20 protein-coding genes are annotated in these 20,835 nt (G+C 65.3%); 14 read left to right on the forward strand and 6 right to left on the reverse strand.

Annotated elements, in window-relative coordinates; genetic code table 11:
• Positions 1–117 precede the first annotated feature (117 nt).
• Together Q376_RS0102305 and denD are read left to right on the forward strand one after the other, a co-directional pair.
• Positions 118–1,425, forward strand: a complete 1,308-nt coding sequence (locus tag Q376_RS0102305) for an MFS transporter (RefSeq protein WP_027348935.1) — start codon at positions 118–120, stop codon at positions 1,423–1,425.
• A gap of 24 nt (positions 1,426–1,449) precedes the next feature.
• Positions 1,450–2,427 carry a D-erythronate dehydrogenase gene (gene denD / locus Q376_RS0102310; RefSeq protein WP_027348936.1) on the forward strand — a complete coding sequence of 326 codons (978 nt, stop codon included), beginning with the start codon at positions 1,450–1,452 and terminating at the stop codon, positions 2,425–2,427.
• A gap of 58 nt (positions 2,428–2,485) precedes the next feature.
• Here the strand turns inward: denD and Q376_RS0102315 are convergent, their stop codons facing one another.
• Positions 2,486–3,457, reverse strand: coding sequence for a sugar-binding transcriptional regulator (locus tag Q376_RS0102315; protein WP_027348937.1), 972 nt, complete (start codon positions 3,455–3,457; stop codon positions 2,486–2,488).
• Positions 3,458–3,786: 329 nt separating this feature from the next.
• On the opposite strand from Q376_RS0102315, the gene Q376_RS0102320 reads away from it, so the two are divergent.
• From Q376_RS0102320 to Q376_RS0102350, 7 genes are all read left to right on the forward strand, one after another.
• Positions 3,787–5,526 carry a dihydroxyacetone kinase family protein gene (locus tag Q376_RS0102320; protein WP_027348938.1) on the forward strand — a complete coding sequence of 580 codons (1,740 nt, stop codon included), beginning with the start codon at positions 3,787–3,789 and terminating at the stop codon, positions 5,524–5,526.
• A 17-nt stretch (positions 5,527–5,543) separates the two neighbouring features.
• Positions 5,544–6,029 carry a ribose-5-phosphate isomerase gene (locus tag Q376_RS0102325; protein ID WP_027348939.1) on the forward strand — a complete coding sequence of 162 codons (486 nt, stop codon included), beginning with the start codon at positions 5,544–5,546 and terminating at the stop codon, positions 6,027–6,029.
• On the forward strand, positions 6,026–6,787 hold the full coding sequence (locus Q376_RS0102330) for a triose-phosphate isomerase family protein (RefSeq protein ID WP_027348940.1): 762 nt from the start codon (positions 6,026–6,028) through the stop codon (positions 6,785–6,787). Before Q376_RS0102325 ends, Q376_RS0102330 begins: the two co-directional genes overlap by 4 nt.
• A 331-nt stretch (positions 6,788–7,118) precedes the next feature.
• On the forward strand, positions 7,119–9,110 hold the full coding sequence (gene tkt / locus Q376_RS0102335; RefSeq protein WP_027348941.1) for a transketolase: 1,992 nt from the start codon (positions 7,119–7,121) through the stop codon (positions 9,108–9,110).
• A gap of 214 nt (positions 9,111–9,324) precedes the next feature.
• Entirely contained in the window at positions 9,325–10,491 is a 1,167-nt protein-coding gene (locus Q376_RS0102340) for a phosphoglycerate kinase (RefSeq protein WP_027348942.1), read from the forward strand.
• A gap of 178 nt (positions 10,492–10,669) precedes the next feature.
• On the forward strand, positions 10,670–11,734 hold the full coding sequence (fba, locus tag Q376_RS0102345) for a class II fructose-bisphosphate aldolase (RefSeq protein WP_027348943.1): 1,065 nt from the start codon (positions 10,670–10,672) through the stop codon (positions 11,732–11,734).
• 185 nt (positions 11,735–11,919) lie between these two features.
• Complete coding sequence (locus tag Q376_RS0102350; RefSeq protein WP_027348944.1) at positions 11,920–12,363, forward strand: GNAT family N-acetyltransferase; 444 nt, start codon at positions 11,920–11,922, stop codon at positions 12,361–12,363.
• Positions 12,364–12,375: 12 nt separating this feature from the next.
• Here the strand turns inward: Q376_RS0102350 and Q376_RS23885 are convergent, their stop codons facing one another.
• Positions 12,376–13,086: a phosphatase PAP2 family protein gene (locus Q376_RS23885; RefSeq protein ID WP_052364871.1), complete on the reverse strand. Its 711-nt coding sequence runs from the start codon at positions 13,084–13,086 to the stop codon at positions 12,376–12,378.
• Between the two features lie 304 nt (positions 13,087–13,390).
• On the opposite strand from Q376_RS23885, the gene Q376_RS0102360 reads away from it, so the two are divergent.
• Positions 13,391–14,581, forward strand: coding sequence for an SIR2 family protein (locus tag Q376_RS0102360; RefSeq protein ID WP_027348945.1), 1,191 nt, complete (start codon positions 13,391–13,393; stop codon positions 14,579–14,581).
• A gap of 20 nt (positions 14,582–14,601) precedes the next feature.
• Here Q376_RS0102360 and Q376_RS21140 read toward each other — a convergent pair whose 3' ends face one another.
• On the reverse strand, positions 14,602–15,054 hold the full coding sequence (locus Q376_RS21140) for a DUF192 domain-containing protein (RefSeq protein ID WP_245598886.1): 453 nt from the start codon (positions 15,052–15,054) through the stop codon (positions 14,602–14,604).
• A 169-nt stretch (positions 15,055–15,223) separates the two neighbouring features.
• On the opposite strand from Q376_RS21140, the gene Q376_RS21145 reads away from it, so the two are divergent.
• Positions 15,224–16,174, forward strand: coding sequence for a DMT family transporter (locus Q376_RS21145; RefSeq protein WP_081803354.1), 951 nt, complete (start codon positions 15,224–15,226; stop codon positions 16,172–16,174).
• Between the two features lie 37 nt (positions 16,175–16,211).
• On the opposite strand, the gene Q376_RS0102375 is transcribed toward Q376_RS21145, so the two are convergent.
• Entirely contained in the window at positions 16,212–16,799 is a 588-nt protein-coding gene (locus Q376_RS0102375) for a nitroreductase family protein (protein ID WP_027348946.1), read from the reverse strand.
• 169 nt (positions 16,800–16,968) lie between these two features.
• Here Q376_RS0102375 and yciH point away from each other — a divergent pair, with 169 nt between their 5' ends.
• Complete coding sequence (gene yciH / locus Q376_RS0102380) at positions 16,969–17,328, forward strand: stress response translation initiation inhibitor YciH (RefSeq protein WP_027348947.1); 360 nt, start codon at positions 16,969–16,971, stop codon at positions 17,326–17,328.
• Positions 17,329–17,380: 52 nt separating this feature from the next.
• Positions 17,381–17,788 (forward strand): YbaY family lipoprotein, encoded by a 408-nt coding sequence (locus Q376_RS0102385; RefSeq protein WP_027348948.1) that lies wholly within the window; start codon positions 17,381–17,383, stop codon positions 17,786–17,788.
• Here Q376_RS0102385 and Q376_RS0102390 read toward each other — a convergent pair.
• Both Q376_RS0102390 and Q376_RS0102395 read right to left on the reverse strand, forming a co-directional pair.
• Positions 17,768–18,622, reverse strand: a complete 855-nt coding sequence (locus tag Q376_RS0102390; protein ID WP_155834114.1) for an NAD-dependent protein deacetylase — start codon at positions 18,620–18,622, stop codon at positions 17,768–17,770. The genes Q376_RS0102385 and Q376_RS0102390 overlap by 21 nt on opposite strands.
• Before the next feature lie 60 nt (positions 18,623–18,682).
• Positions 18,683–19,414 (reverse strand): ribonuclease T2 family protein, encoded by a 732-nt coding sequence (locus Q376_RS0102395; protein ID WP_052364872.1) that lies wholly within the window; start codon positions 19,412–19,414, stop codon positions 18,683–18,685.
• A gap of 224 nt (positions 19,415–19,638) precedes the next feature.
• Here Q376_RS0102395 and Q376_RS21150 point away from each other — a divergent pair, with 224 nt between their 5' ends.
• Positions 19,639–20,826: an MFS transporter gene (locus tag Q376_RS21150; RefSeq protein ID WP_052364873.1), complete on the forward strand. Its 1,188-nt coding sequence runs from the start codon at positions 19,639–19,641 to the stop codon at positions 20,824–20,826.
• The last annotated feature ends 9 nt before the right edge of the window (positions 20,827–20,835 follow it).

Genomic DNA, 20,835 nt, shown 5'->3' on the forward strand with positions numbered 1-20,835 from the left:
GCGGGAATCTTCGTCCATCGCCCTACGGCAACGAGAAAACCGGCCCTCGCCATGGCCACCCCCTCCGATCGCGAGACCATGGCTGCCGGGGCCAACCGCCCATCAAGGAGCATCGATATGGCCCAGGTACACAAAGCCCCGCGCTTGTCGGCGGGCCAGCGAACGATCAGGAACCTGCGCTGGTGGATAGTGGGTTTCGCCCTGCTCGCCGGAATCATCAACTACATGGACCGCAGCGCGATCGCCATCGCCGCACCGGAGCTGATGCGCGAATTCAACCTGAGCGCTGCGGACATCGGGCTGCTCGGCACCATATTTTCATGGACCTACGCCTTCTCCCAGCTGCCTACCGGCTGGCTGGTCGATAAGCTCGGCGCGCGCAGGATGTACTTCATCGCCATCGCCGGCTGGAGCATCGCCACCGCGCTGATGGCGTTCGGCACCCGGCTATGGCATTTCGTCGTTTTCCGCGCCCTGCTCGGGGTGATGGAGGCCCCCAACTCGCCTGCCTCGGCCAAGCTGACCGCCGACTGGTTCCCCCGCGCGGAACGAGGCCAGGCCACGGCGATCTGGGACAGCGGTTCGAAATGGGGCCCGGCGATCGCGCCTCCCGTGCTGACCCTGATCATGATCACCCTGGGCTGGAAGGCGATCTTCTTGATTCTCGGCCTGGCCGGGCTTGTGCTGGCAGTGGCGTTCTACCTGTTCTATCGCACTCCGGAGAACCACCGCCGCATCACCGCCGAGGAGCTCGAGATGATCGAGCAGGACCGCGCCGCCCAGCCGCTGCGTCATGCCAAGGTCTCCTGGCTGGGGCTGTTCAGGCACCGTCAGGTGTGGGGAATGATGGCGGGATTCTTCTGCGTGATCTGGATCTGGAACATCTTCATCATCTTCCTGCCGCTCTATCTCCAGCACACCCACGGCGTGAGCATCAAAGGCACGGGGTGGCTTGCCGCCATCCCGTTCCTCGGCGCGGCGATAATCGGTATCTGCGGTGGCTACGTGATGACTCGCTACGCCAAGACCTCGGGCAAGGGCACCCTGACCACCAAGCGCCACGTGATGAGCGTCGCCGCAGTCGCCGCAGGCGCATTGGTCTGCCTGATTCCGCTGGTACCGACGCTATGGATGTCGATCGTGGTAATGACCCTGGCGCTTGGCTTCATCGCCACCATGCAGGCGGCCGCCTGGGCGATGCCGAGCGACGTGGTCGGCGCTTCCAAGGTCGCCTCGGTGGGCGCGATCCAGAATTTCGGCGGCTACTTCGGCGGCGCCTTCGCGCCGCTGCTGACCGGCATACTGGTCGACCGCACCGGCTCCTATACGCTTTCGTTTTTGATCGGCGGGGTGATCGCCGCGATGGCGGCGGTCGCCTATTCGACCCTGGTGCGCTCGCCGATCACCGAAGACCGTGACGACTGATTCCCTCGACCCAAGGAGTACTCCATGCACGTTGCCATCATCGGCGCGGCCGGCATGGTCGGCGTCAAGCTGACCCAGGCGTTGATCGAGCCAAGCGCGCGCCACGGCCTCGAGATAGAAGCACTGACGCTCATCGATGTGGTCGAACCGCCGCTGCCCGAGACGTTTCAAGGCGAACTGCACCGGGAAGTGCGTGATCTGTCGGCGCCGGGAGAAGCGCAGCGCCTGGTAGAACGGCGACCCGACCTGATCTTCCATCTGGCGGCGATCGTCTCCGGCGAAGCGGAGCGCGATTTCGACAAGGGCTACCGGATCAATCTCGACGGCACCCGCGAGCTGTTCGATGCGATCCGCCAGGCCAACCTCGGCAGCGGCTACTGCCCTCGGCTGGTCTTCACCTCATCGATCGCGGTATTCGGCGCACCGCTGCCGGAACGCATCGGCGACGACTTCCACTCGACGCCGCTGACCAGCTATGGCACCCAGAAAGCGATCTGCGAGCTGCTGCTCGCCGACTGTACCCGGCGCGGCTTCTTCGACGGCATCGGCATCCGGCTACCCACGCTCTGCGTGCGCCCCGGCAAACCCAACCTTGCTGCATCGGGCTTTTTCTCCAGCATCATTCGCGAGCCGCTGGTCGGCCAGCCCGCGATCCTGCCGGTGCCGCGCGAGGTGCGCCACTGGTTCGCCTCGCCCCGCTCCGCCGTCGGCTTCCTGCTCCATGCGGCGACGATCGATACCGCGCTCATCGGCCCACGCCGCAACCTGTCGATGCCGGGAGTGAGCGCCACCGTCGATGATCAGATAGAAGCACTGCGCCGCATCGCCGGTGACGCGGCGGTGGCGCTGATCGAGGAACGGCCCGACCCAGAGATCATCGCCATGATCGGCGGCTGGGCGGCGGGCTTCGACGCCGAGCGAGCGACGGCGCTGGGATTCACCGCCGAGCGCGACTTCGAGCAAATCATCCGAGCCCACATCGAAGACGAGCTGGAACCCTGAGCGCGCACCCTGGTCCTCGGCGCCGCCGCCGGGCTACCAGGGCAACGGCGCTTCGAGCTCAGCGCCGCCCCACCTCGTCGAGACTCAGGATGGTATGGGCATTGGTCGCACTGGTGGCGAGGGTGTCGATCACCCCGGTGCGCAGCGCGCCGAGTATCCCGGCAGCCTTGGTATTTTCGCTGGCGATCGCGATGACATCGGGGATCCGCGCAAGATCGCTGATCGACAGTCCGATCACTCGTCCCTGCATCGGCGTCTTGGCCGGACGGCCATGGATATCGATGAAGTCGTACCCCATCATGTCACCGATCGTTCCGGCCAGCCGCGCCTCGGCGATCTCCTGGGGCGTGAACCACCCCATCCGCGCCATGTTGCTGTTCTCGCTCAGATCTCCGACCCCGATCAGGGCGATATCGGCGCGTCGGGCGCGATCGAGGGTCTGGCGCACGGTGATGTTGTCGAGCAGCCGCTCGCGCGCGGTCGCGTCCTGCACCAGCGCCGGGGCATAGAGCGTCTCGCTCTCGCCGCCGAACCTGGCCGCCAAGCGCCGGCAGATATGGTCAGGGTTCATGTACTCGCCGGCACGCAAAGAGCCACCGATCGCGCAAATGAACGAGCAGCGTCGCGCCTGCTGGACGAACACGTTGTCGGCGACGGAGCCGACATTTCGCCCCATGCCCACGGCGACGATCGCACCGTCGTCGAGCGTGCGGGCCAGGTGGTCGGCGACCAGGCTGGCAACGTTGGAGCGCTGGCGCTCCTCGTCGCCGTGGTCGAGCGCGATCAGCGCCCGCTTGATGCCGAAGCGACGCTTCAACTCCTGCTCTATCTCGGCACTGACCGCGGGGTGCAGCCGCACCCGTACGTCGACGATGCCTTCCATATGGGCACGCTTGAGCAGTCGCCCCACCTTGATCCGGGAAATCCCCAGCCGCTGGGCGATCGCCTCCTGGGTCTCGCCTTCGACATAGTAGAGTGCGGCGATCTCGGTCATCAGATCAGCCTCGCCAACCTCACTGCGCTCGCTCATCGTTCTTTTTCTCCCCCACTCGTTCGACAGCCTCCTGGCGCGCCCAACGATAGCACAGCCATAAAAGCCGGCCGGACAAACGCCACATCTCAACTTTTGATCACCACAGGAACTTTGGATCAATCGCCAGCAGAAAGCACACGACCCAGCGCAAGCCGAGCCACACCAAGGGATGAAAGGCTAAATAGCGATCAACCAAAGTCGTATATAGACATTCCTCCAGCCGATCGATACTGGATTCATCTCATCATTTGTTCACGCAAAGATCATATATCCGGTATCACCGGTGCAGCGCGCCCGCCAGGCGCCCCGCCACAGGAGCCAGACCCATGACTCGTCTGTTCAATCGCCCCTCGGACTTCGCCAGCGAGCTGATCGAAGGCTTCGTCGCCGCCTATTCCGACAAGGTCCGCCAAGTTCCCGGCGGCGTAGTGCGCAATACCCGATCGAGGCCGGGTGAGGTCGCGGTGGTGATCGGCGGCGGGTCGGGGCATTACCCGGCCTTCTCCGGGCTGGTCGGCCAGGGACTCGCCCATGGCGCGGCGATGGGCAACCTGTTCGCCTCGCCCTCCGCCCGCCAGGTCTATTCCGTCTCCCGCGCCGCCGACAACGGCGGCGGGGTGATCCTGAGCTTCGGCAACTACGCCGGCGACGTACTCCATTTCGGCATGGCCAAGGAGCGCCTCAACTCGGAAGGCATCCGCTGCGAGGTGCTGCCGGTCACCGACGACATCTCGAGTGCGCCGATCGAGGAGCGCCACAAACGGCGCGGCATCGCGGGCGACTTGACCGTGTTCAAGACCGCCGCTGCCGCCGCCGAGGCCGGCTACGACTTCGACACCACGCTCGCGGTGGCCAGGCGCGCCAATGAGCGCACCCGCTCGCTCGGCGTCGCCTTCTCCGGCTGCACGCTGCCCGGCGCCAGCCAGCCGCTGTTCGAGGTCGCCGCCAACAAGATGGCGCTCGGCATGGGTATCCATGGCGAGCCGGGCATCGAGGACTGCGACATCCCCACCGCCGACGAACTCGCCGAACGACTGGTCGCTACGCTGCTCGAGGAGCTGCCGGAAGGGGTCGAATCGCCCCGCGGCCAGCGCGTCACGGTGCTGCTCAATGGCCTCGGCAGCGTCAAGTACGAAGAGCTATTCGTCGTCTATCGGCGAGTTGCCCAGCTGCTCGCCGATGCCGGCATCGAGGTAATCGAACCCGAAGTCGGCGAGCTGGTCACCAGCTTCGACATGGCAGGGCTCTCCCTCACTCTTTTCTGGCTCGACGAAGAGCTGGAACGGCTATGGCGCGCACCCGCCGCGACGCCAGCGTTTCGCAAGGGCGAGATCACCCTCGCCGAACCGCTCGAGGCGACCGAGCTCGAAATTCCCGACCTCGACGTGGTTACCCCAGCCTCCGGCGAATCGCGCCGCGCCGCCGCCTGCGTGCTCACCGCCCTGGAGGCGGCCGAGCGAGTGGTGCTCGCCAACGTCGAGAGGCTCGGCCGGATCGATGCGATCGCCGGCGACGGCGACCACGGCATCGGTATGGAGCGCGGCGTAAAAGCCGCGGTGGAAAAGGCGCGCGAGCTCGAAGCCCGCGATGCCGGCGCCGGCACCCTCTTGACCCGTGCCGCCGATGCCTGGGCCGATCGTGCCGGCGGCACCTCAGGCGCGCTGTGGGGGGTAGCGCTGGGCGCGCTGGGCACCGCGATCGGCGACGAGCACGCCCCCGACGCCAAACGCGTCAGCGAAGGCGTACGCCGGGCGCTGGAGGGCATCATCCACTTCGGCAAAGCCTCTCCCGGCGACAAGACCATGGTCGACGCGCTGATCCCCTTCCACCAGACCCTCGAACGCGAGGTCGAAGGCGGCGCCGAGCTTGCCCAGGCCTGGCGCAAGGCGGCCGAGGCCGCGCATCGAGCCGCTGAGGAAAGCGCTCACCTGGTACCCAAGATCGGCCGCGCCCGCCCCCTGGCGGAGAAGAGCGTCGGCACCCCTGATCCCGGCGCGATCTCGCTGGCGCTGATCGTCGCCGCAGTCGGCGAAGTGATCAGCAAAGGCACTCCCGTTACCGCATGACCCAAGGACTCCTGAACATGACCGACAAACTGCGCATCATCATCGGTTCCGACGACGCCGGCTACGAATACAAAGAAGCGCTCAAGGCGGACCTGCTCGAAAGCCCGCTGGTCGCCTCGGTCGAGGATGTCGGCGTCGATGCCGACTGCTCCATCGCCTATCCGCACGTCGCGATCAGCGCAGCGGAAAAGGTCAGCGCCGGCGAAGCGGACCGGGCGCTACTGATCTGCGGCACCGGGCTGGGCGTTGCGATCTCGGCCAACAAGGTGCCGGGCATCCGCGCGGTGACCGCCCACGACGGCTTCTCCGTCGAGCGGGCGATTCTCAGCAACAATGCCCAGGTGCTCTGCATGGGCCAGCGGGTGGTCGGGCTCGAGCTCGCACGGCGGCTGGCGCGCGAATGGCTGACCTATCGCTTCGATGAGAGCTCCGCCTCGGCGGCCAAGGTCCAGGCGCTGAGCGACTACGAAGCCACGCACGCCGAGGCCGAGAAACATTCATGAGCGCAGCGCCCATCATTCTCGGCATGAGCCTCAAGATGTACTTCGGCCAGCGCCGCACGCTCGACTGGTGCCGAGAAGTGGCGAGCACGATCGCCCGCCACCCGGCTGTCCTCGAAGGCCGGGTCGAGCTGTTCCTGCTGCCCAGCTTTCCGCTGATCGCCCCCGCGCAGGAGATCTTCTCCACCACCCCGATGCGCATCGGTGCCCAGGACCTGCACTGGGAGGATCAGGGCGCCTTCACCGGCGAAGTCAGCGGCGCCCTGCTGGCGGAAATGGGCGCGCGCTATGCCGAAATCGGCCATGCCGAGCGTCGTCGCCTGTTCGGCGAGACCGACGAGACGGTGGCATTGAAAACCGCGGCTGCGCTGCGCAACGGCCTGACCCCGGTGCTCTGCGTCGGTGAAACGCACCAAGGCAGCGCCGGGGAAGCCGCGCAGGCATGCCTCGCTCAGCTGGAGAGCGCGCTCACTGAAGCGCAGCGCCAGGGCCTGAGCGGCGAAGTGATCCTCGCCTATGAGCCCGTATGGGCGATAGGCGCAGCCGAATCGGCCACCCCGGCATTCATCGCCGAGGTCTGCGATCTGCTGCGCGCCGGAATCTCGAATGCGGGCCACCGTGCCAGGATCATCTATGGCGGCAGTGCCGGGCCGGGCCTGCTGTCGCGCATCCAGGACAGCGCAGATGGCCTGTTCCTCGGCCGCTTCGCCCACGATCCACGCGCCTTCGCCAGCATCCTCGATGAGGTCCAGCTGCGCTGAGGCCTTTCCCGCCCCTTCTGCACGCGGCGGGAAAAGGCTCGCGGCAGCACGGCAGTGAAAATCATTATCACGGCTATCCAGCCGTGGGAATGGACACTATCCTGTGACGATGAGCCGTGGCCGTGTCGCGACAACCGCCAACGCCCGTAGTATGGCGCCCGCGCCGCGACAAGCCGCCGCCCGTCATCGATGGCGCGCGACGAGCGCGGGCGACCACGGGATAACCACCGATGGCGCTGCGTCGCAAAATTGCGTAGCTTTCCTACATTCCGGTCGGTCAGGCCGATCGCATCCTCGACACTCACAGTGAACCTCAGGAGCCTCTAACGTCATGCCGTCACGTCGTCAGCTCGCCAACGCGATTCGCGCCCTCTCCATGGATGCCGTCCAGAAGGCCAACTCAGGTCACCCGGGCATGCCGATGGGGATGGCGGACATCGCAGAGGTACTATGGAGAGGCCACCTCAAGCACAACCCGAACAACCCGGACTGGCAGGATCGCGACCGCTTCATCCTCTCCAACGGTCACGGTTCGATGCTGCACTACTCGCTGCTCCATCTCACCGGCTACGACCTGCCGATGAAGGAGCTCGAGAACTTCCGCCAACTCGGATCGAAGACTCCCGGACACCCGGAGCACGGCTACACCGCCGGCATCGAGACCACCACCGGCCCGCTCGGCCAGGGCCTGGCCAACGGCGTCGGCATGGCGATCGCCGAGCGCACCCTCGCCGCCCAGTTCAACCGCGGCGACCACAAAGTGGTCGACCACCGGGTCTGGGTCTTCGCCGGCGACGGCTGCCTGATGGAGGGCATCAGCCACGAGGCCTGCTCGCTGGCCGGCACCCTCGGCCTCGGCAACCTGGTGGTGTTCTACGATGACAACGGCATCTCGATCGATGGCGAGGTCGAAGGCTGGTTCACCGACGATACCGCCAAGCGCTTCGAAGCCTACGACTGGAACGTGATCGGCCCGATCGACGGCCACGACGCCGAACAGATCGATGCGGCGATCAACCAGGCCAAGCAGGTCGACGACAAGCCTTCGATCATCATCTGCAAGACCGTGATCGGCTTCGGCTCACCGAACAAGGCCGGCAAGGAAGAGAGCCACGGCGCCGCCCTCGGCGACGACGAAGTCGCCCTGGCACGCAAGGAGCTCGGCTGGGACTACCCGCCGTTCGTCATCCCGCAGGAGATCTACGACGCTTGGGACGCCCGCGAAAAGGGCGCCCAGCTCGAAGCCGAGCACGACAAGGTACTCAGCGCCTACGCCGAGGCCTATCCGGAGCTGGCCAAGGAGCTCGAGCGCCGCTATTCCGGTGCGCTGCCGGCCGCGTTCGATCCCGACAAGCTGATCCGTGAGGCACAGGAAAAAGGCGAGAAGATCGCTTCGCGCAAGGCCTCGCAGAACGTGCTCAACGAGCTCGGCCCGATCTTCCCGGAGCTCTTCGGCGGCAGCGCGGACCTCGCGCCTTCGAACCTGACGATCTGGAAAGGCGTCGAGCCGATCAGCAAGACCGACTTCGGCGGCGCCTACCTGCACTACGGGGTGCGCGAGTTCGGCATGGGGGCGATCGCCAACGGCATCGCTACCCACGGCGGCTTCATTCCCTACGACGCCACCTTCCTGGTGTTCGTCGAGTACATGTTCAATGCCGTGCGCATGTCCGCGCTGTCGCACACCCGTATCGTCCATGTCTTCACCCATGATTCGATCGGCCTTGGCGAGGATGGCCCGACCCACCAGCCGATCGAGCAGCTCGAGGCGCTGCGCGCGCTGCCCGGCCTGCATACCTGGCGCCCGTCCGACTCGGTCGAGACCGCGGTGGCCTGGGTCGAAGGGATCAAGCGTGAGAAGGGCCCGACCGCTCTGGCCCTCTCCCGCCAGGGCCTGCCAGTGCAACCGCGCAGCGAAGCCCAGCTCGCCGCGATCAAACGCGGCGGCTATGTGCTGCGCGACAGTGAAGGCACCCCCGAGCTGATTCTCATCGCCACCGGTTCCGAAGTCGGCCTCGCGGTCGACGCGGCCAAGGTGCTAGAAGAGAAGGGTCGCAAGGTCCGCGTAGTGTCGATGCCCTGCACCAGCATGTTCGACGAGCAGGACGCCGAATACCGCGAATCGGTGCTGCCGCGCGCGGTGATCAAGCGGGTCGCGGTCGAGGCCGCCTCGGTCAACGGCTGGTACAAGTATGTCGGCCTCGACGGCAATATCCTCGGCATGCACAGCTATGGCGAGTCGGGCAAGGCCGAGGATCTGTTCAAGCACTTCGGCTTCACCGTCGAGAACCTGGTGAAGATCGCCGAAGAGACGCTGGGCTGATCCAAGCGTCGGACGCACCCACGGGCTCACGCCCGCCCCGGCGACCTATCCCGCCGGGGCGGGCGTCTTCGCCAACAGGGCCTGCGCCCAAGCATGGCCGAGACATTCCATATTCCATTTTTTCCGTTCTAAATCATCGGGTTGGTAATATTACGCATATTGCCAACCCGCTGTGTTTCAGCGATATTCCTTACCAACCTCCAGGAGCTGCCGCATGAACGTGCGCAAGATGGGTGAGCTTGATCTCAAGGGCAAACGAGTTCTGATCCGCGAAGATCTGAATGTACCGATCAAGGAAGGCCGCGTGACCTCCGACGCACGCATCCGTGCCTGCCTGCCGACGATCAAGGCGGCGGTGGAAGCCGGTGCCAAGGTGATGCTGATGAGCCACCTCGGCCGTCCCACCGAGGGAGAGCCTGACGACGAGTTCTCACTCGCGCCGGTGGCCAGCCGTCTCAGCGACCTGCTCGGACAGAGCGTGCGCTTGGAGAAGGACTACCTCGAAGGACTGCCGGCGCTCGACGACGGCGAAGTGGTGCTGCTCGAGAACGTGCGCTTCAACAAGGGCGAGAAGAAGGACGACGAGACGCTGGCCCGCGCCTACGCGAACCTCTGCGATGTGTTCGTGATGGATGCCTTCGGTACCGCCCACCGCGCCCAGGCCTCGACCCACGGCGTCGCTCGCTTCGCTCCTCAAGCCTGCGCGGGTCCCCTGCTCGCTTCCGAGCTCGAGGCACTGCACAAGGCGCTGGCCGAGCCGAAGCGGCCGATGCTGGCGATCGTCGGTGGCTCCAAGGTGTCGACCAAGCTCGAAGTGCTCAATGCGCTGTCGGAAAAATGCGACAAGCTCATCGTCGGTGGCGGGATCGCCAATACCTTCATCGCCGCCGCCGGCCACTCGGTGGGCAAGTCGCTCTATGAAGCCGACCTGGTCGCGCAGGCCAAGGCGCTGATGGACAAGGTCGAGGTACCGATCCCGGTCGACGTCGTGGTCGCCACCGAGTTCTCCGAGGGCGCCAAGGCGACGGTCAAGCCGGTCGACCAGGTGCTCGACGACGAGATGATCCTCGATGTCGGACCGAAGACCGCGGCGACCTTCGCCGCCAGCCTGAAGGCGGCGGGCACGATCCTCTGGAACGGTCCGGTCGGAGTGTTCGAGATCGATCAGTTCGGCGAGGGCACCAAGGCGCTCGCCGAGGCGATCGCGGCAAGCGATGCGTTTTCGATCGCCGGCGGCGGCGACACCCTGGCGGCGATCGACAAGTACGGGATCAGTGAACAGGTCTCCTATATCTCCACCGGCGGCGGTGCCTTCCTCGAGTACGTCGAAGGCAAGCAGCTGCCGGCGGTGACTGCCCTGGAAGCGGCGGCCAAGCGCTGAGCCCAGGGTTTACCCCTCGCGGGTGAGGCCGGAGGCGGCGTGGGTCGCGCCGGCATGCGACGATAAGCTGAATCGAAAGAGCACAGGCCACACGCCGCGACATCCGAGCGCGGCGGTAGGCGTCGAGAGAGAACCGGGGCGCCCGCGGGCGCCCCACCCACCGAGAGGTCATCCCCTCATGGCACTGATCAGCATGCGGCAGCTGTTGGACCACGCTGCGGAGCACGGGTACGGAGTGCCTGCGTTCAACGTCAACAACCTCGAGCAGATGCGGGCGATCATGGAGGCCGCCGACGCCACCGATTCGCCGGTGATCGTCCAGGCCTCGGCGGGAGCGCGCAAGTACGCTGGCGCCCCTTTCCTGCGCCACCTGATCCTCGCCGCGGTCGAGGAGTTCCCGCACATCCCGGTGGTGATGCACCAGGACCACGGCACCAGCCCGGCGGTGTGCCAGCGCTCGATCCAGCTCGGTTTCTCATCGGTGATGATGGACGGCTCGCTCGGCGAGGATGGCAAGACCCCGACCGACTACGACTACAACGTCGACGTCACCCGCCGTACCGTCGAGATGGCGCATGCCTGCGGCGTCTCGGTCGAGGGTGAACTCGGCTGCCTCGGCTCGCTCGAAACCGGCATGGCCGGTGAAGAGGATGGCATCGGCGCAGAAGGCGTGCTCGATCACAGCCAGCTGCTCACCGATCCCGAAGAGGCCGCCGACTTCGTTCGCGCGACGCAGGTCGACGCCCTGGCGATCGCCATCGGCACCTCCCATGGCGCCTACAAGTTCACCCGCCCGCCGACCGGCGACACGCTGTCGATCCAGCGGATCAAGGAGATCCATGCCAGGCTCCCCGATACCCATCTGGTGATGCACGGCTCCTCCTCGGTACCGCAGGAGTGGCTCGAGGTGATCAACCGCTTCGGTGGCGAGATCGACGAGACCTACGGCGTACCGGTCGAAGAGATCGTCGAGGGCATAAAGCACGGCGTGCGCAAGGTCAACATCGACACCGATCTCAGGCTCGCCTCGACCGGTGCGATCCGCCGCTTCATGGCCGAGCACCCGAGCGAATTCGACCCGCGCAAGTACCTAGCCGAGACGGTCAAGGCGATGCGCGACATCGCCGCCGCTCGCTACGAGGCCTTCGGCACCGCTGGCCAGGCGGCGAAGATCAAGGCGATCAGCCTCGAGAAGATGGCGCAGCGCTACATGAGCGGCGAGCTGCGTCCCAACCTCTACTAGCCCTGCGACGCATGCCGGGTCCCTTCGAACGCCTCGCTGCCAGCGAGGCGTTTTTCCATCCGTTGCGCCCACCGGCTGCGGACGAGCTCGAGCGTCGCTTGGGATGGTGCAACCGACGCGCTACCCTGACGGGATGAGGTGCCGAACGGCGGCGCCTTCTACGATTCCACTGCCAAGGACCCTTCATGACGATTCGACGCGCGCAACTAGATGATGTCGACCTCCTCGCCCCGCTGCTCGACGCCTATCGTCAGAGCCTCGGCCAGTCGATCGACCTTACGCTGGCGAGGAATTTCCTCAAGGCGCGCCTGATCCAGGACGAAGCGGTACTGTTCATCGCCCTCGACACCAGTGGCACCGGCGTCGGCTTCGTCCAGCTGTTCCCTTCATTCTCCGCCATTGCAGCCTCCAGGACCTGGATCCTCAACGATCTCTACGTCACCCCGGAGGCCCGTCGCTATGGGCTCGGCCGCGAGCTGACCCAGGCCGCCGCGCGCTTCGCCAAGGAGCAGCACGCCACCTCGCTGCAGCTGACCATCTTCGACGAAAACGCCGACGCCCAAGCGTTCTACGAGTCGCTCGGTTGGAAGCGCCAGCGCAAGCACGTCCTCTACGAACTCCAGCTCTGAGACTCATCCAGCTCAAGAGAGCGACCACATGACCTCGTAGAGTGTGCGCAGGATCTTACGCGGCTCATCCATCATCGTGGTGACCTGGTACGAGGCGACGAAAGCCAGCGTATAAAACAAAGGGGCTTGTCTTTCTTCGAGCCGCTGAACGATACGATGCAGCCAACACACCAAAGGCCTGCCCCATGTACTGACCAGCAGGGTGGCGATCACACCGATGAAAGCGCCCGCCAGTACGTCCGATGCATAGTGATATCCAGCATAAATGCGCGGAAAGGTGCTGACGATCGCCGCCCATGAAAGACAGAAGATGCCGAGTGGGCGAGAAAACAGGAATACGGCGGCTGCCAAGGCGAAGGCCAACGCGGCGTGATCGCTTGGGAATGAACTCCAGTTCTCCAATGCCTGCAGATCGACGCCGTAGGGCGCTACGTAATCGGGGTTCTCCGCGTGCATCGGCCGCGGTCGATTCGAAAAGACGCTTTGAATCAACCTGGCCACTACCGTGGCCAGTACAGCGCCGAGCCCGGCATTGAGGACGATCCGCCTCGCCTTTTCCGTATCGGACTTCGAGAACCAGGCATACCAAAGCAAACATACGATCGGCAGCATTTTGATGCTATTGGATTTCGTCGTTCCCACGATGATCAAATCGATGATTTCCCAACGGCTCGCGACGATGCTCGTCAGTTTCAGCACGGTAGAATCCAGCGCCTGCATCATCCCCCATCCCCCTGAATTTTTATTTTTTTCAACCGATGAAGCTCTCCAATACAGCTGACATCCATCGGGGGAACATCGGCCCTTTCAGGATGAGAAAGGACGCATCAGATCGAAATAGTCTCTCATGAAAAATTTCTGAAACATTTATGCAATCAGCGTGACCCGTCCCTTTTCTCCGTCATTCGGTGCCATGGACACATGTGCTGAGACCCACACCGCCCGGTACCCGGGCTGCATTTGCGTCCCGAAGCGCCCGCCGTGGACCATACTGGTATGGCGAATCGCGCGAGGAGGAGAGTCGAGGATGGAGGAACACGCGACCAGTGGGATCGAGACGAGCAACGCCAGTACCCAGGAGGCCTTCGTCGCGCTGATGCAGACGTTGCTCGAGCGCGACCCGATCGGCATGCCGCCACCGGTGGTGACGTTCTGGTGCGGCGCGGGATTCTCCAAGGCGTGGGATCCGCGCGCGCCGACCGATGGCGAGCTTTTCTCGTTCGATGTCGAGGAGCTGGAAGCCCTGCCCAACCTGCGCCACATCCTGCACGTGATGGGTTGGGAGCAGTACCAGCGGCTCGACTTCGAACGCTTCAAGGCGCTGTCGTACGCGATGGACATGCAGGTTCGCTACCCCGACATCCGCAACCGCTACATCGACAGCCAGAACCTGGGCCTTGCGATCAACGAGATACGCGCGCTGATCTGGCGCCGATTCCATGCCCGCTGCGACCTGCATGCGATCTCCGACGGCAGCCTGCGATTCGACGATTCACCGCCGAGCGAGGGCCAGCAGGCGATGCTCGACTTCTTCAGCGCGCTGGAACGCTGCGCGCGCCGCTCGGGCTTCGGTCCGCTATGGCCGCTCTACCACTTCATCACCACCAATTACGACTTCACCCTGGAACGCCTGCAGGAGCGCATCGAACCAAGTGGAACGCCGGTATTCGACCGCTTCTATCGGGGCATCACCCCAAGCAGCATCTGCGGGCGGTCGATATGGGAGCAGGCTCCCCGTCGTCTGGATCGCAACCTTTTGAAGATCAACGGCGGCTTCGAACTGCAAAGCCGCAGCGACGGGTTCGGCTTCGATTTCGACTATCGCGCTCGCGACGAGCGGGAAGTGCGCCGCGATCCGCCGCTGCTGATCCTGCCTTCGCAGGTACAAGACTACGGCGAGCGCTACTTCCAGCAGGTCTTTCCCAAGGCGGTGCGACTGCTGCGCGAGACCAGCGTGCTGGTGATCGTGGGCTACAGCATGCCGCCCGAGGACGCACTGCTGCGCTTCATTCTCCGCCAGCTGGCCGAAAGCCCTGACGACGCGCGCGGCAAGCATGTCTTCGTGGTCGATACCAAGAACCACGCCACCATCCGCGCCCGCCTCGAAGAGCTGCTGTTCTCGATCGGCCGGATCGGCTGGCCACGCGAGCACTACTACAGCGGCAAGTTCGAGCATTTCTGTGCCGAGCTGGCGCCTCGGATAGGCCAGCGTGGCTGAATGCAGCCCAGCCGCCCGCGTCAATCGAACAGTAATTCGCGCCCCTGGCCGATGCGGTCTCCCACCTCGATGCCGTGACGCTCGAGGTAACCGCCCTCTACCTCGAGCGCGGCGATGTAGGGCGCATCGGGGTAGTAGCTCGGACAGTTCATCGCGGTGCGGCTTTCACAGGGGCTCATGGTGCGGATGGAGTGGATCCGGCCGTCGCCGCCGATGAAAGCGATGTCGAGCGGAATCAGGGTGCGATACATCCAGTAGCCGTTCGACGCCGGCTGCTCCCGCCCGCCGTATAGAAACAGCATGCCGCCGTCCTCGGGCAGCGACTCGCGCTGCATCAGTCCGCGCGCACGCTGCTCGGCGGTCCCGGCCAGCTCCACCGCCAGCGAGCGCGTGCCGGTGTGGGTCTCGATGCCGAGCGGTACGCGCTCGGCGGCCTGTACCGCGGTAAAGCAAGCAACCACCAGCAGCAGCAAGGCGGCGGCCGATCGAACGCATGAGCGCCGGAATCGAACGGTTTGAAAAGTGAACGACACTGCGAGACTCCTATAACGAGATTGACGCAACGACCACGGCAGCGGTGATAATGTAGCCCGGACGGCAAGCCGTCGCGCACTCTCCACCGCCGACCCAAGCGAGGCCCGCGTGCCCCTTTCCGATTTTCTCATTGCCGTGGGTGTCATCTTCATCTGGGCGCTCAACACCATCGTCATCAAGGTCGGCGTCACCGAAATCCCCCCGCTCGAGATGACCGTTTTGCGCTTCATCCTGGTCGGCGTGCTGCTGCTGCCGTTCATGCGGGTGAACCGCCGCCAGTTGAAGTGGCTGCTGCTGCTCTCGTTCACCTTCGGATTGATGCACTTCAGCCTGATGTTCCTGGGCCTGTCGATGAGCGAGGCGGGCACCGCTGCGCTGCTGGTCCAGCTCGGCACGCCCTTCGCCACCATCCTCGCCGCGATATTCCTCAAGGAGCGGCTCAATGCCAAGCGAATCTTCGGCCTGGCGGTCTCCTTCTCGGGGGTCATCGTGCTCGCCGGAGGCCCGAGCCTGCCCTCTGCGCTACCGCTGAGCCTGCTGCTGCTCAGCGCGATGGGCTGGGCCGTCTCCAACCTGCTGATCAAGATAGGCCCGCCGATTCCATCGCTGGCGATGGCCGGTTGGGTCTCGCTGCTAGCGATCCCGCAAGTGGCACTGGCGTCGCTGATCTTCGAAAGCGGGCAATGGGAGGCGATCCTCAACGCCGGCTGGCGCGGTTGGACCGGCGTGATCTACAGCGCGGTACTCTCTTCGATTCTCGCCTACGGGCTCTGGTACTCGCTGCTGCGCCGCCATGTGATGGCCAAGCTGGTACCGATGACCCTGCTCACCCCTGTGTTCGCGGTCATCCTCGGCGTGCTGCTGCTCGGCGACGACCTCGGTATATTCAAGCTGGCCGGCGGTGCGCTGGTGATCAGCGGGATAGGGATCATCAACATACGCTGGCGTGACCTGCTGCGGCCCAAGCGGGCCAGGGAGCGCCGCCGGCTGGCGGCGCAGCAGGCGGCACTGGAGCTGGAGCGTCGACGCCTGGAGGGAAGTGAGAAGGACGACGCCTGAAGCGGATGATCGCTTCACCCAGCCGTTACATCAAAACTCAGGCCTTGAATCCCAGCCCTTCGAACACGGTCTCTTCGAGCGGCCGGCGTTCGTTGGGCGATTCCTTGGCCTGCAGGCCCTCGGGCAGTGCGGACTTGTCGCCGCGCTTGCCGATCGCGATCACCGCCTCGACCGTGTAGTTCTCCGGCAGCTCCAGCACTTCGCGAATCTTCTCCTTGTGGATACCGGTCATCCCATGGGTGACCCACCCCGACAGGTGTGCCTGCAGCGCGAGGCTGGCCCAGGCCGCGCCGGTATCGAAAGAGTGGCTCGGGTTCTCGACCTCCTGTTCGGCACTAAGGCTGGTGGTCTTCGACAGCACCACGACCAGGGCCGATGCATTCTTGGCCCAGCTACGGTTGAAGTCGTTGAGGAACTCGAGATAGGCATCCCAGCTGCCGCTACCGTGCTTGGCATAGCTGAAGCGCCACGGCTGCACGTTGTAGGCGGAAGGCGCCCATCGCGCAGCCTCGAACAGGCTGAACAGGGTCTGGTCGTCGATCGCCTCTCCGGTCAGCGAGCGCGGTGACCAACGTTCGACGAACTGGGCCGCGACGGGATACTGGGCGCTGCGTGCTTCACTCATGAAAGCTCCTTGGATGTCTGCAAGCCGCCACGCGGCGCGCGGCGTTAAAGAGAACCCAAGGATTACTCTTTGGTCGAAGGGATGTAAAGCCTCCGGCGTGACACGGTTTCACCCCGCCGCAGCGGGGCTGCTATGCTCGCCCGGGACGGATTCGATCGAGGTTTTACCCATGCCATCTCTCAAAGACCAACTGAGCTCGCTGGTCTATTCCACCGAACGCGGCGATCTGCGTGGCGACGATCCTGAGGCGGCCCGTGAGGCCCGCGATCAGGCCAGGCTCGCCGGGCTCGATGGGGTCGTGCGGATCCGTCGCGAAACCTCGGGCCGCAAGGGCAAGGGCGTGACCACGGTGAGCGGCGTGCCGCTCGCCGAGGAAGCGTTGAAGAAGCTCACCGCCGAACTCAAGAAGCGCTGCGGCAGCGGCGGCGCGCTGAAAGACGGCGTGATCGAGATCCAGGGCGATCACCGCGACACCCTCAAACGCGCCCTCGAAAGCCAAGGCTACAAGGTCAAGCTCGCTGGCGGCTGAAGGCCGCCATCACATCACCACGCTCCACGCGACCCGCAATCCCGGATATCCCATGCGACCATTCAAGCTTTTCACCTCCGCGCTCGCCGTGCTGCTGCTCGGCTCGCTCGGCGGCTGCGCGCTGTTTTCCTCGGGGCCGGACTTCGCCACGCTCGAAGGCGAAGTCGAGCTCACGACCCCACCGCCGGCCAACGCCACGCTCGAAGTCTCGCTCATCGACCTCGGCACCGGCCGTGAAACCGTCGCCATCACCCGGCAGCCGACCCAGGGCGGCTGGCCGCAGCGCTTCTCGCTGGTCTACGACGCCTCGAGCATCGATCCGCAGCGCCGCTATGCGCTGGAAGCCAGCCTGCGTATCGATGGCAAGCTGCGCTATCTCGACACCGAGCCGCTGCCGGTGCTGACCCAGGGCGGGCCAAGTCGCGACATCCGCCTCGAGCTATCGCCGAGCAACGAATGAACCGAGCCGCTCGGCCAGGGCGCCGAGGCTCTCGCCAAGCGGCGCTTCGACCTTGAGCGTGTAGAGATCGTCAGCCCGGGTGCGGCCGAGGTTGAGGCAGGCGATCGGCAGGCCGTCGGCGCTCGCTTTGCGGGCGAAGCGAAACCCCGAGAAGACCATCAACGAGCTGCCGACCACCCAGAGCCCGCGGCTTTCATCGAGCAGCGCCATCGCGTCGACGACGCGTGCCTTGGGCACGATATCGCCGAAATAGACCACGTCGGGCTTGATCACGCCGATGCCGCAGCGCGGGCAGTGCGGTACTTCGAAGGTCGAGAAGTCGCCCTCGAGATAGGCGTCCCCGTCCGGCGCGATGGCCGCATCGAGCATCGCCCAGGCGGGGTTGAGCTCAGCCAGCCGGGCATGCCACGCAGCGCGTGGCATCCGAACGTCGCAATGCATGCAGCGCACCTCGTCGGCACGGCCATGAAGGTCGATCACCCGCCGGCTGCCAGCGGCCTGATGCAGCCGATCGACGTTCTGGGTGATCACCCCATTGACCAGACCGTGGCGCTCGAGTGCCGCTAGCGCCAGATGGGCGGGCCCGGGTAGCGCCTCGCCGAGCGCCCGGAACCCCACCAGCGCACGGGCCCAATAGCGTTGACGCGCGGCGTGGCTGCCCATGAAGGCCTGGTGGGTCATCGGCGCGGGGCGCTTCCATTCGCCTTGGGCGTCGCGGTAGTCAGGTATGCCGCTGTCGGTGCTCACCCCTGCGCCACTGAGTACGCAAAGCGGCGCATGAGCGGCGATGAACTCGCCCAACGCCTCGAGGGCGGGGTATGACGAAGATTCGATGTCCAAGGCGTCTCTCTTTCCGATCGAGGATCAGCATGACTCAGCGGATCGCCAAAGCTTTCAGCGTAGCGTGATTCGACCGCCACAGCGCCCGGTGCCAACACGGCTGAAGCTGGCCGAAGCGGGGAACTCGTCGATCCTTCGGGCATCGAGGCCGATGCGCAGCTCGGTGAGGTTGTCGGCTCGATCGCAGACCAGCATCAGTGCGCGCCCATCGGCGCCGAATGCATCGCGAAAAGCCTGGATCAACGCGTTGCGCCCGACCGTCTCGCCTCGATGGTCGAAAAGCCATGCCGCGAAGCGGCTACGCTCCACCGCCTCGAACAGACCTAGTGCCTGAGAGAAATAGCGCTCCGGCGAGATATCGAAACACGACGCGTGCTTGGCGAACTGGTAGCGGTCGAGGCAGCTGCGCTCCCCCGGCATCACCCGCTCGAGCTCGGCCTCGAGGGTGCGATCGAGAATCAACGGTTCGATCGAGCAGAAAGGCCCGCTTCGCTCGGGCGAGAAGCGAAAGCACCCTTCGCGGTTCCACTCGCCGCGACCGACCCCATCGCGCGCAAGCGTGGCCGGCAGCCCCGGCCACAGACCGTGCAGCGCGAGCGGTCCGCCATCGCCGTCGCGGCACTCCTCCCGCCCCTGCCCCGCGCCGGCGCAAAAGCCGGGGTGCCAGGTCAATGCGAGCACATAGTCATCGACCTCATCGAGGCTCAGCGCCGCCTGGGCGACGCCGCTGCCAGCGCAGAGCGCAAGCACCGCCAGGGCAGCGACACGGGCCAGTATCGCGCGCATTCCATATCTCCTCATCGAACCGTTGGTTTCACCGAGTGTCGCATACACAGATTGCATGGACCGGGCGCTTGCCCGATTATCAGCGAAGGATGTGCTTTCTCGCCAAGCCCGCCGTCGAACGTGGCGGAACCGGTCTCATCCACGCCCTTCGACGAGGGCCGCAATTGCAGTCGTGGGCGACTACGTGTAGCCCGGGCACCCACCACCGCAGCAGGGAATCCCGTATGGCAGAGCCCGAAACTTCGACCGACTCCTCGTACACCGAAGTGCCGCAAGAGCGTACCTCCAGCCCCTACCGGCGCGCTTCCATCGCCTTCTTCTTCGCCCTTTCCGGCCTTGCTTTCTCCAACTGGGCGGTACGGATTCCCGATATCCGCGACACGCTCTCGCTCAACGAGGCGCAGATCGGCCTGCTGCTGCTCTGTCCCGTCGCCGGTTCACTGAGCCTGACCCTGCTGTCGAGCTACTTGATCAGCACTTTCGGCAGCCGGCGCACCACCCGCATCGGCGCCTACCTGGTGATCCTCTCGATCGTGCTGATCGGCTGGTCGCCGAGCGCTTATGCCCTCGGCGGCGCACTGGTAGTGTTCGGTGCCGGCATGGGCTTGATGAACATCTCGATGAACGACCAGGCCGCGAGCCTCGAGCGGCGCTATCGCCGCTCGATCATGTCCTCCTTCCACGGGGTATTCAGCCTCGGCGGCATGATCGGCTCGCTCAGCGGTGGCGCGCTCGCCGCCGCGGGCCTGCAGCCCGCCTACCATCTCAGCCTGGTCGCGGTGGTGCTGCTGATCGGCACGCTGATCAGCAAGCGCTTGCTGATCAAGCCACCGCCGCGCATAGAGCGGGCCGGCGGCCCGCTGTTCGTACTGCCCAAGGGCCGGCTGTGGCTGGTCGGCGCGATCGCGGCGGCGACGGTATTCGTCGAAGGCTCGATGGCCGACTGGTCGGCGCTGTTCTTGACCGATGTCGGCGCGAGCAGGGGGTATGCCGCGCTGGGCCTGGCGGTATTCACCGGATCGATGGCGATCGGCCGCCTGCTCGGCGACCGCTGGATCGATTTCGTCGGCCCGATGCGTGCGCTGCAGATCGGTGGGACCTTCGGCATGATCGGGATAGGCGTGGCGGTTCTGTTCGCCTCGCCCAACGTGGCGCTGTTCGGCTTCGTCCTCGCCGGGCTCGGCATGGCCACGCTCTTCCCCTGCCTGCTCAGCCTCGCCGGCCGCAACCCTGACATGTCGCCCTCCACCGCGATCGCATCGGTCGCGATGATGGGCTACGTCAGTATGCTCGCCGGCCCTCCCATGCTCGGTTTCCTCGCCCATGCGATCGGGCTGCGCCTGGCCTTCATCGCGCTGCTGATCTCGGCGCTGGTGATCCTCACCATGGCACGCTCCGCCGCCCGCCCCTGAGATTCTCGC

The sequence above is a fragment of the Halotalea alkalilenta DSM 17697 genome, from assembly GCF_000621205.1.
Lineage (GTDB): Bacteria > Pseudomonadota > Gammaproteobacteria > Pseudomonadales > Halomonadaceae > Halotalea > Halotalea alkalilenta.

Bases quoted from the DNA above. Each gene is read 5' to 3' on its own strand.
- Q376_RS0102305 (WP_027348935.1), top strand. From the start codon at position 118: ATGGCCCAGGTACACAAAGCCCCGCGCTTGTCGGCGGGCCAGCGAACG.
- denD (WP_027348936.1), top strand. From the start codon at position 1,450: ATGCACGTTGCCATCATCGGCGCGGCCGGCATGGTCGGCGTCAAGCTG.
- Q376_RS0102315 (WP_027348937.1), bottom strand. From the start codon at position 3,457: ATGAGCGAGCGCAGTGAGGTTGGCGAGGCTGATCTGATGACCGAGATC.
- Q376_RS0102320 (WP_027348938.1), top strand. From the start codon at position 3,787: ATGACTCGTCTGTTCAATCGCCCCTCGGACTTCGCCAGCGAGCTGATC.
- Q376_RS0102325 (WP_027348939.1), top strand. From the start codon at position 5,544: ATGACCGACAAACTGCGCATCATCATCGGTTCCGACGACGCCGGCTAC.
- Q376_RS0102330 (WP_027348940.1), top strand. From the start codon at position 6,026: ATGAGCGCAGCGCCCATCATTCTCGGCATGAGCCTCAAGATGTACTTC.
- tkt (WP_027348941.1), top strand. From the start codon at position 7,119: ATGCCGTCACGTCGTCAGCTCGCCAACGCGATTCGCGCCCTCTCCATG.
- Q376_RS0102340 (WP_027348942.1), top strand. From the start codon at position 9,325: ATGAACGTGCGCAAGATGGGTGAGCTTGATCTCAAGGGCAAACGAGTT.
- fba (WP_027348943.1), top strand. From the start codon at position 10,670: ATGGCACTGATCAGCATGCGGCAGCTGTTGGACCACGCTGCGGAGCAC.
- Q376_RS0102350 (WP_027348944.1), top strand. From the start codon at position 11,920: ATGACGATTCGACGCGCGCAACTAGATGATGTCGACCTCCTCGCCCCG.
- Q376_RS23885 (WP_052364871.1), bottom strand. From the start codon at position 13,086: ATGATGCAGGCGCTGGATTCTACCGTGCTGAAACTGACGAGCATCGTC.
- Q376_RS0102360 (WP_027348945.1), top strand. From the start codon at position 13,391: ATGGAGGAACACGCGACCAGTGGGATCGAGACGAGCAACGCCAGTACC.
- Q376_RS0102375 (WP_027348946.1), bottom strand. From the start codon at position 16,799: ATGAGTGAAGCACGCAGCGCCCAGTATCCCGTCGCGGCCCAGTTCGTC.
- yciH (WP_027348947.1), top strand. From the start codon at position 16,969: ATGCCATCTCTCAAAGACCAACTGAGCTCGCTGGTCTATTCCACCGAA.
- Q376_RS0102385 (WP_027348948.1), top strand. From the start codon at position 17,381: ATGCGACCATTCAAGCTTTTCACCTCCGCGCTCGCCGTGCTGCTGCTC.
- Q376_RS0102395 (WP_052364872.1), bottom strand. From the start codon at position 19,414: ATGCGCGCGATACTGGCCCGTGTCGCTGCCCTGGCGGTGCTTGCGCTC.
- Q376_RS21150 (WP_052364873.1), top strand. From the start codon at position 19,639: ATGGCAGAGCCCGAAACTTCGACCGACTCCTCGTACACCGAAGTGCCG.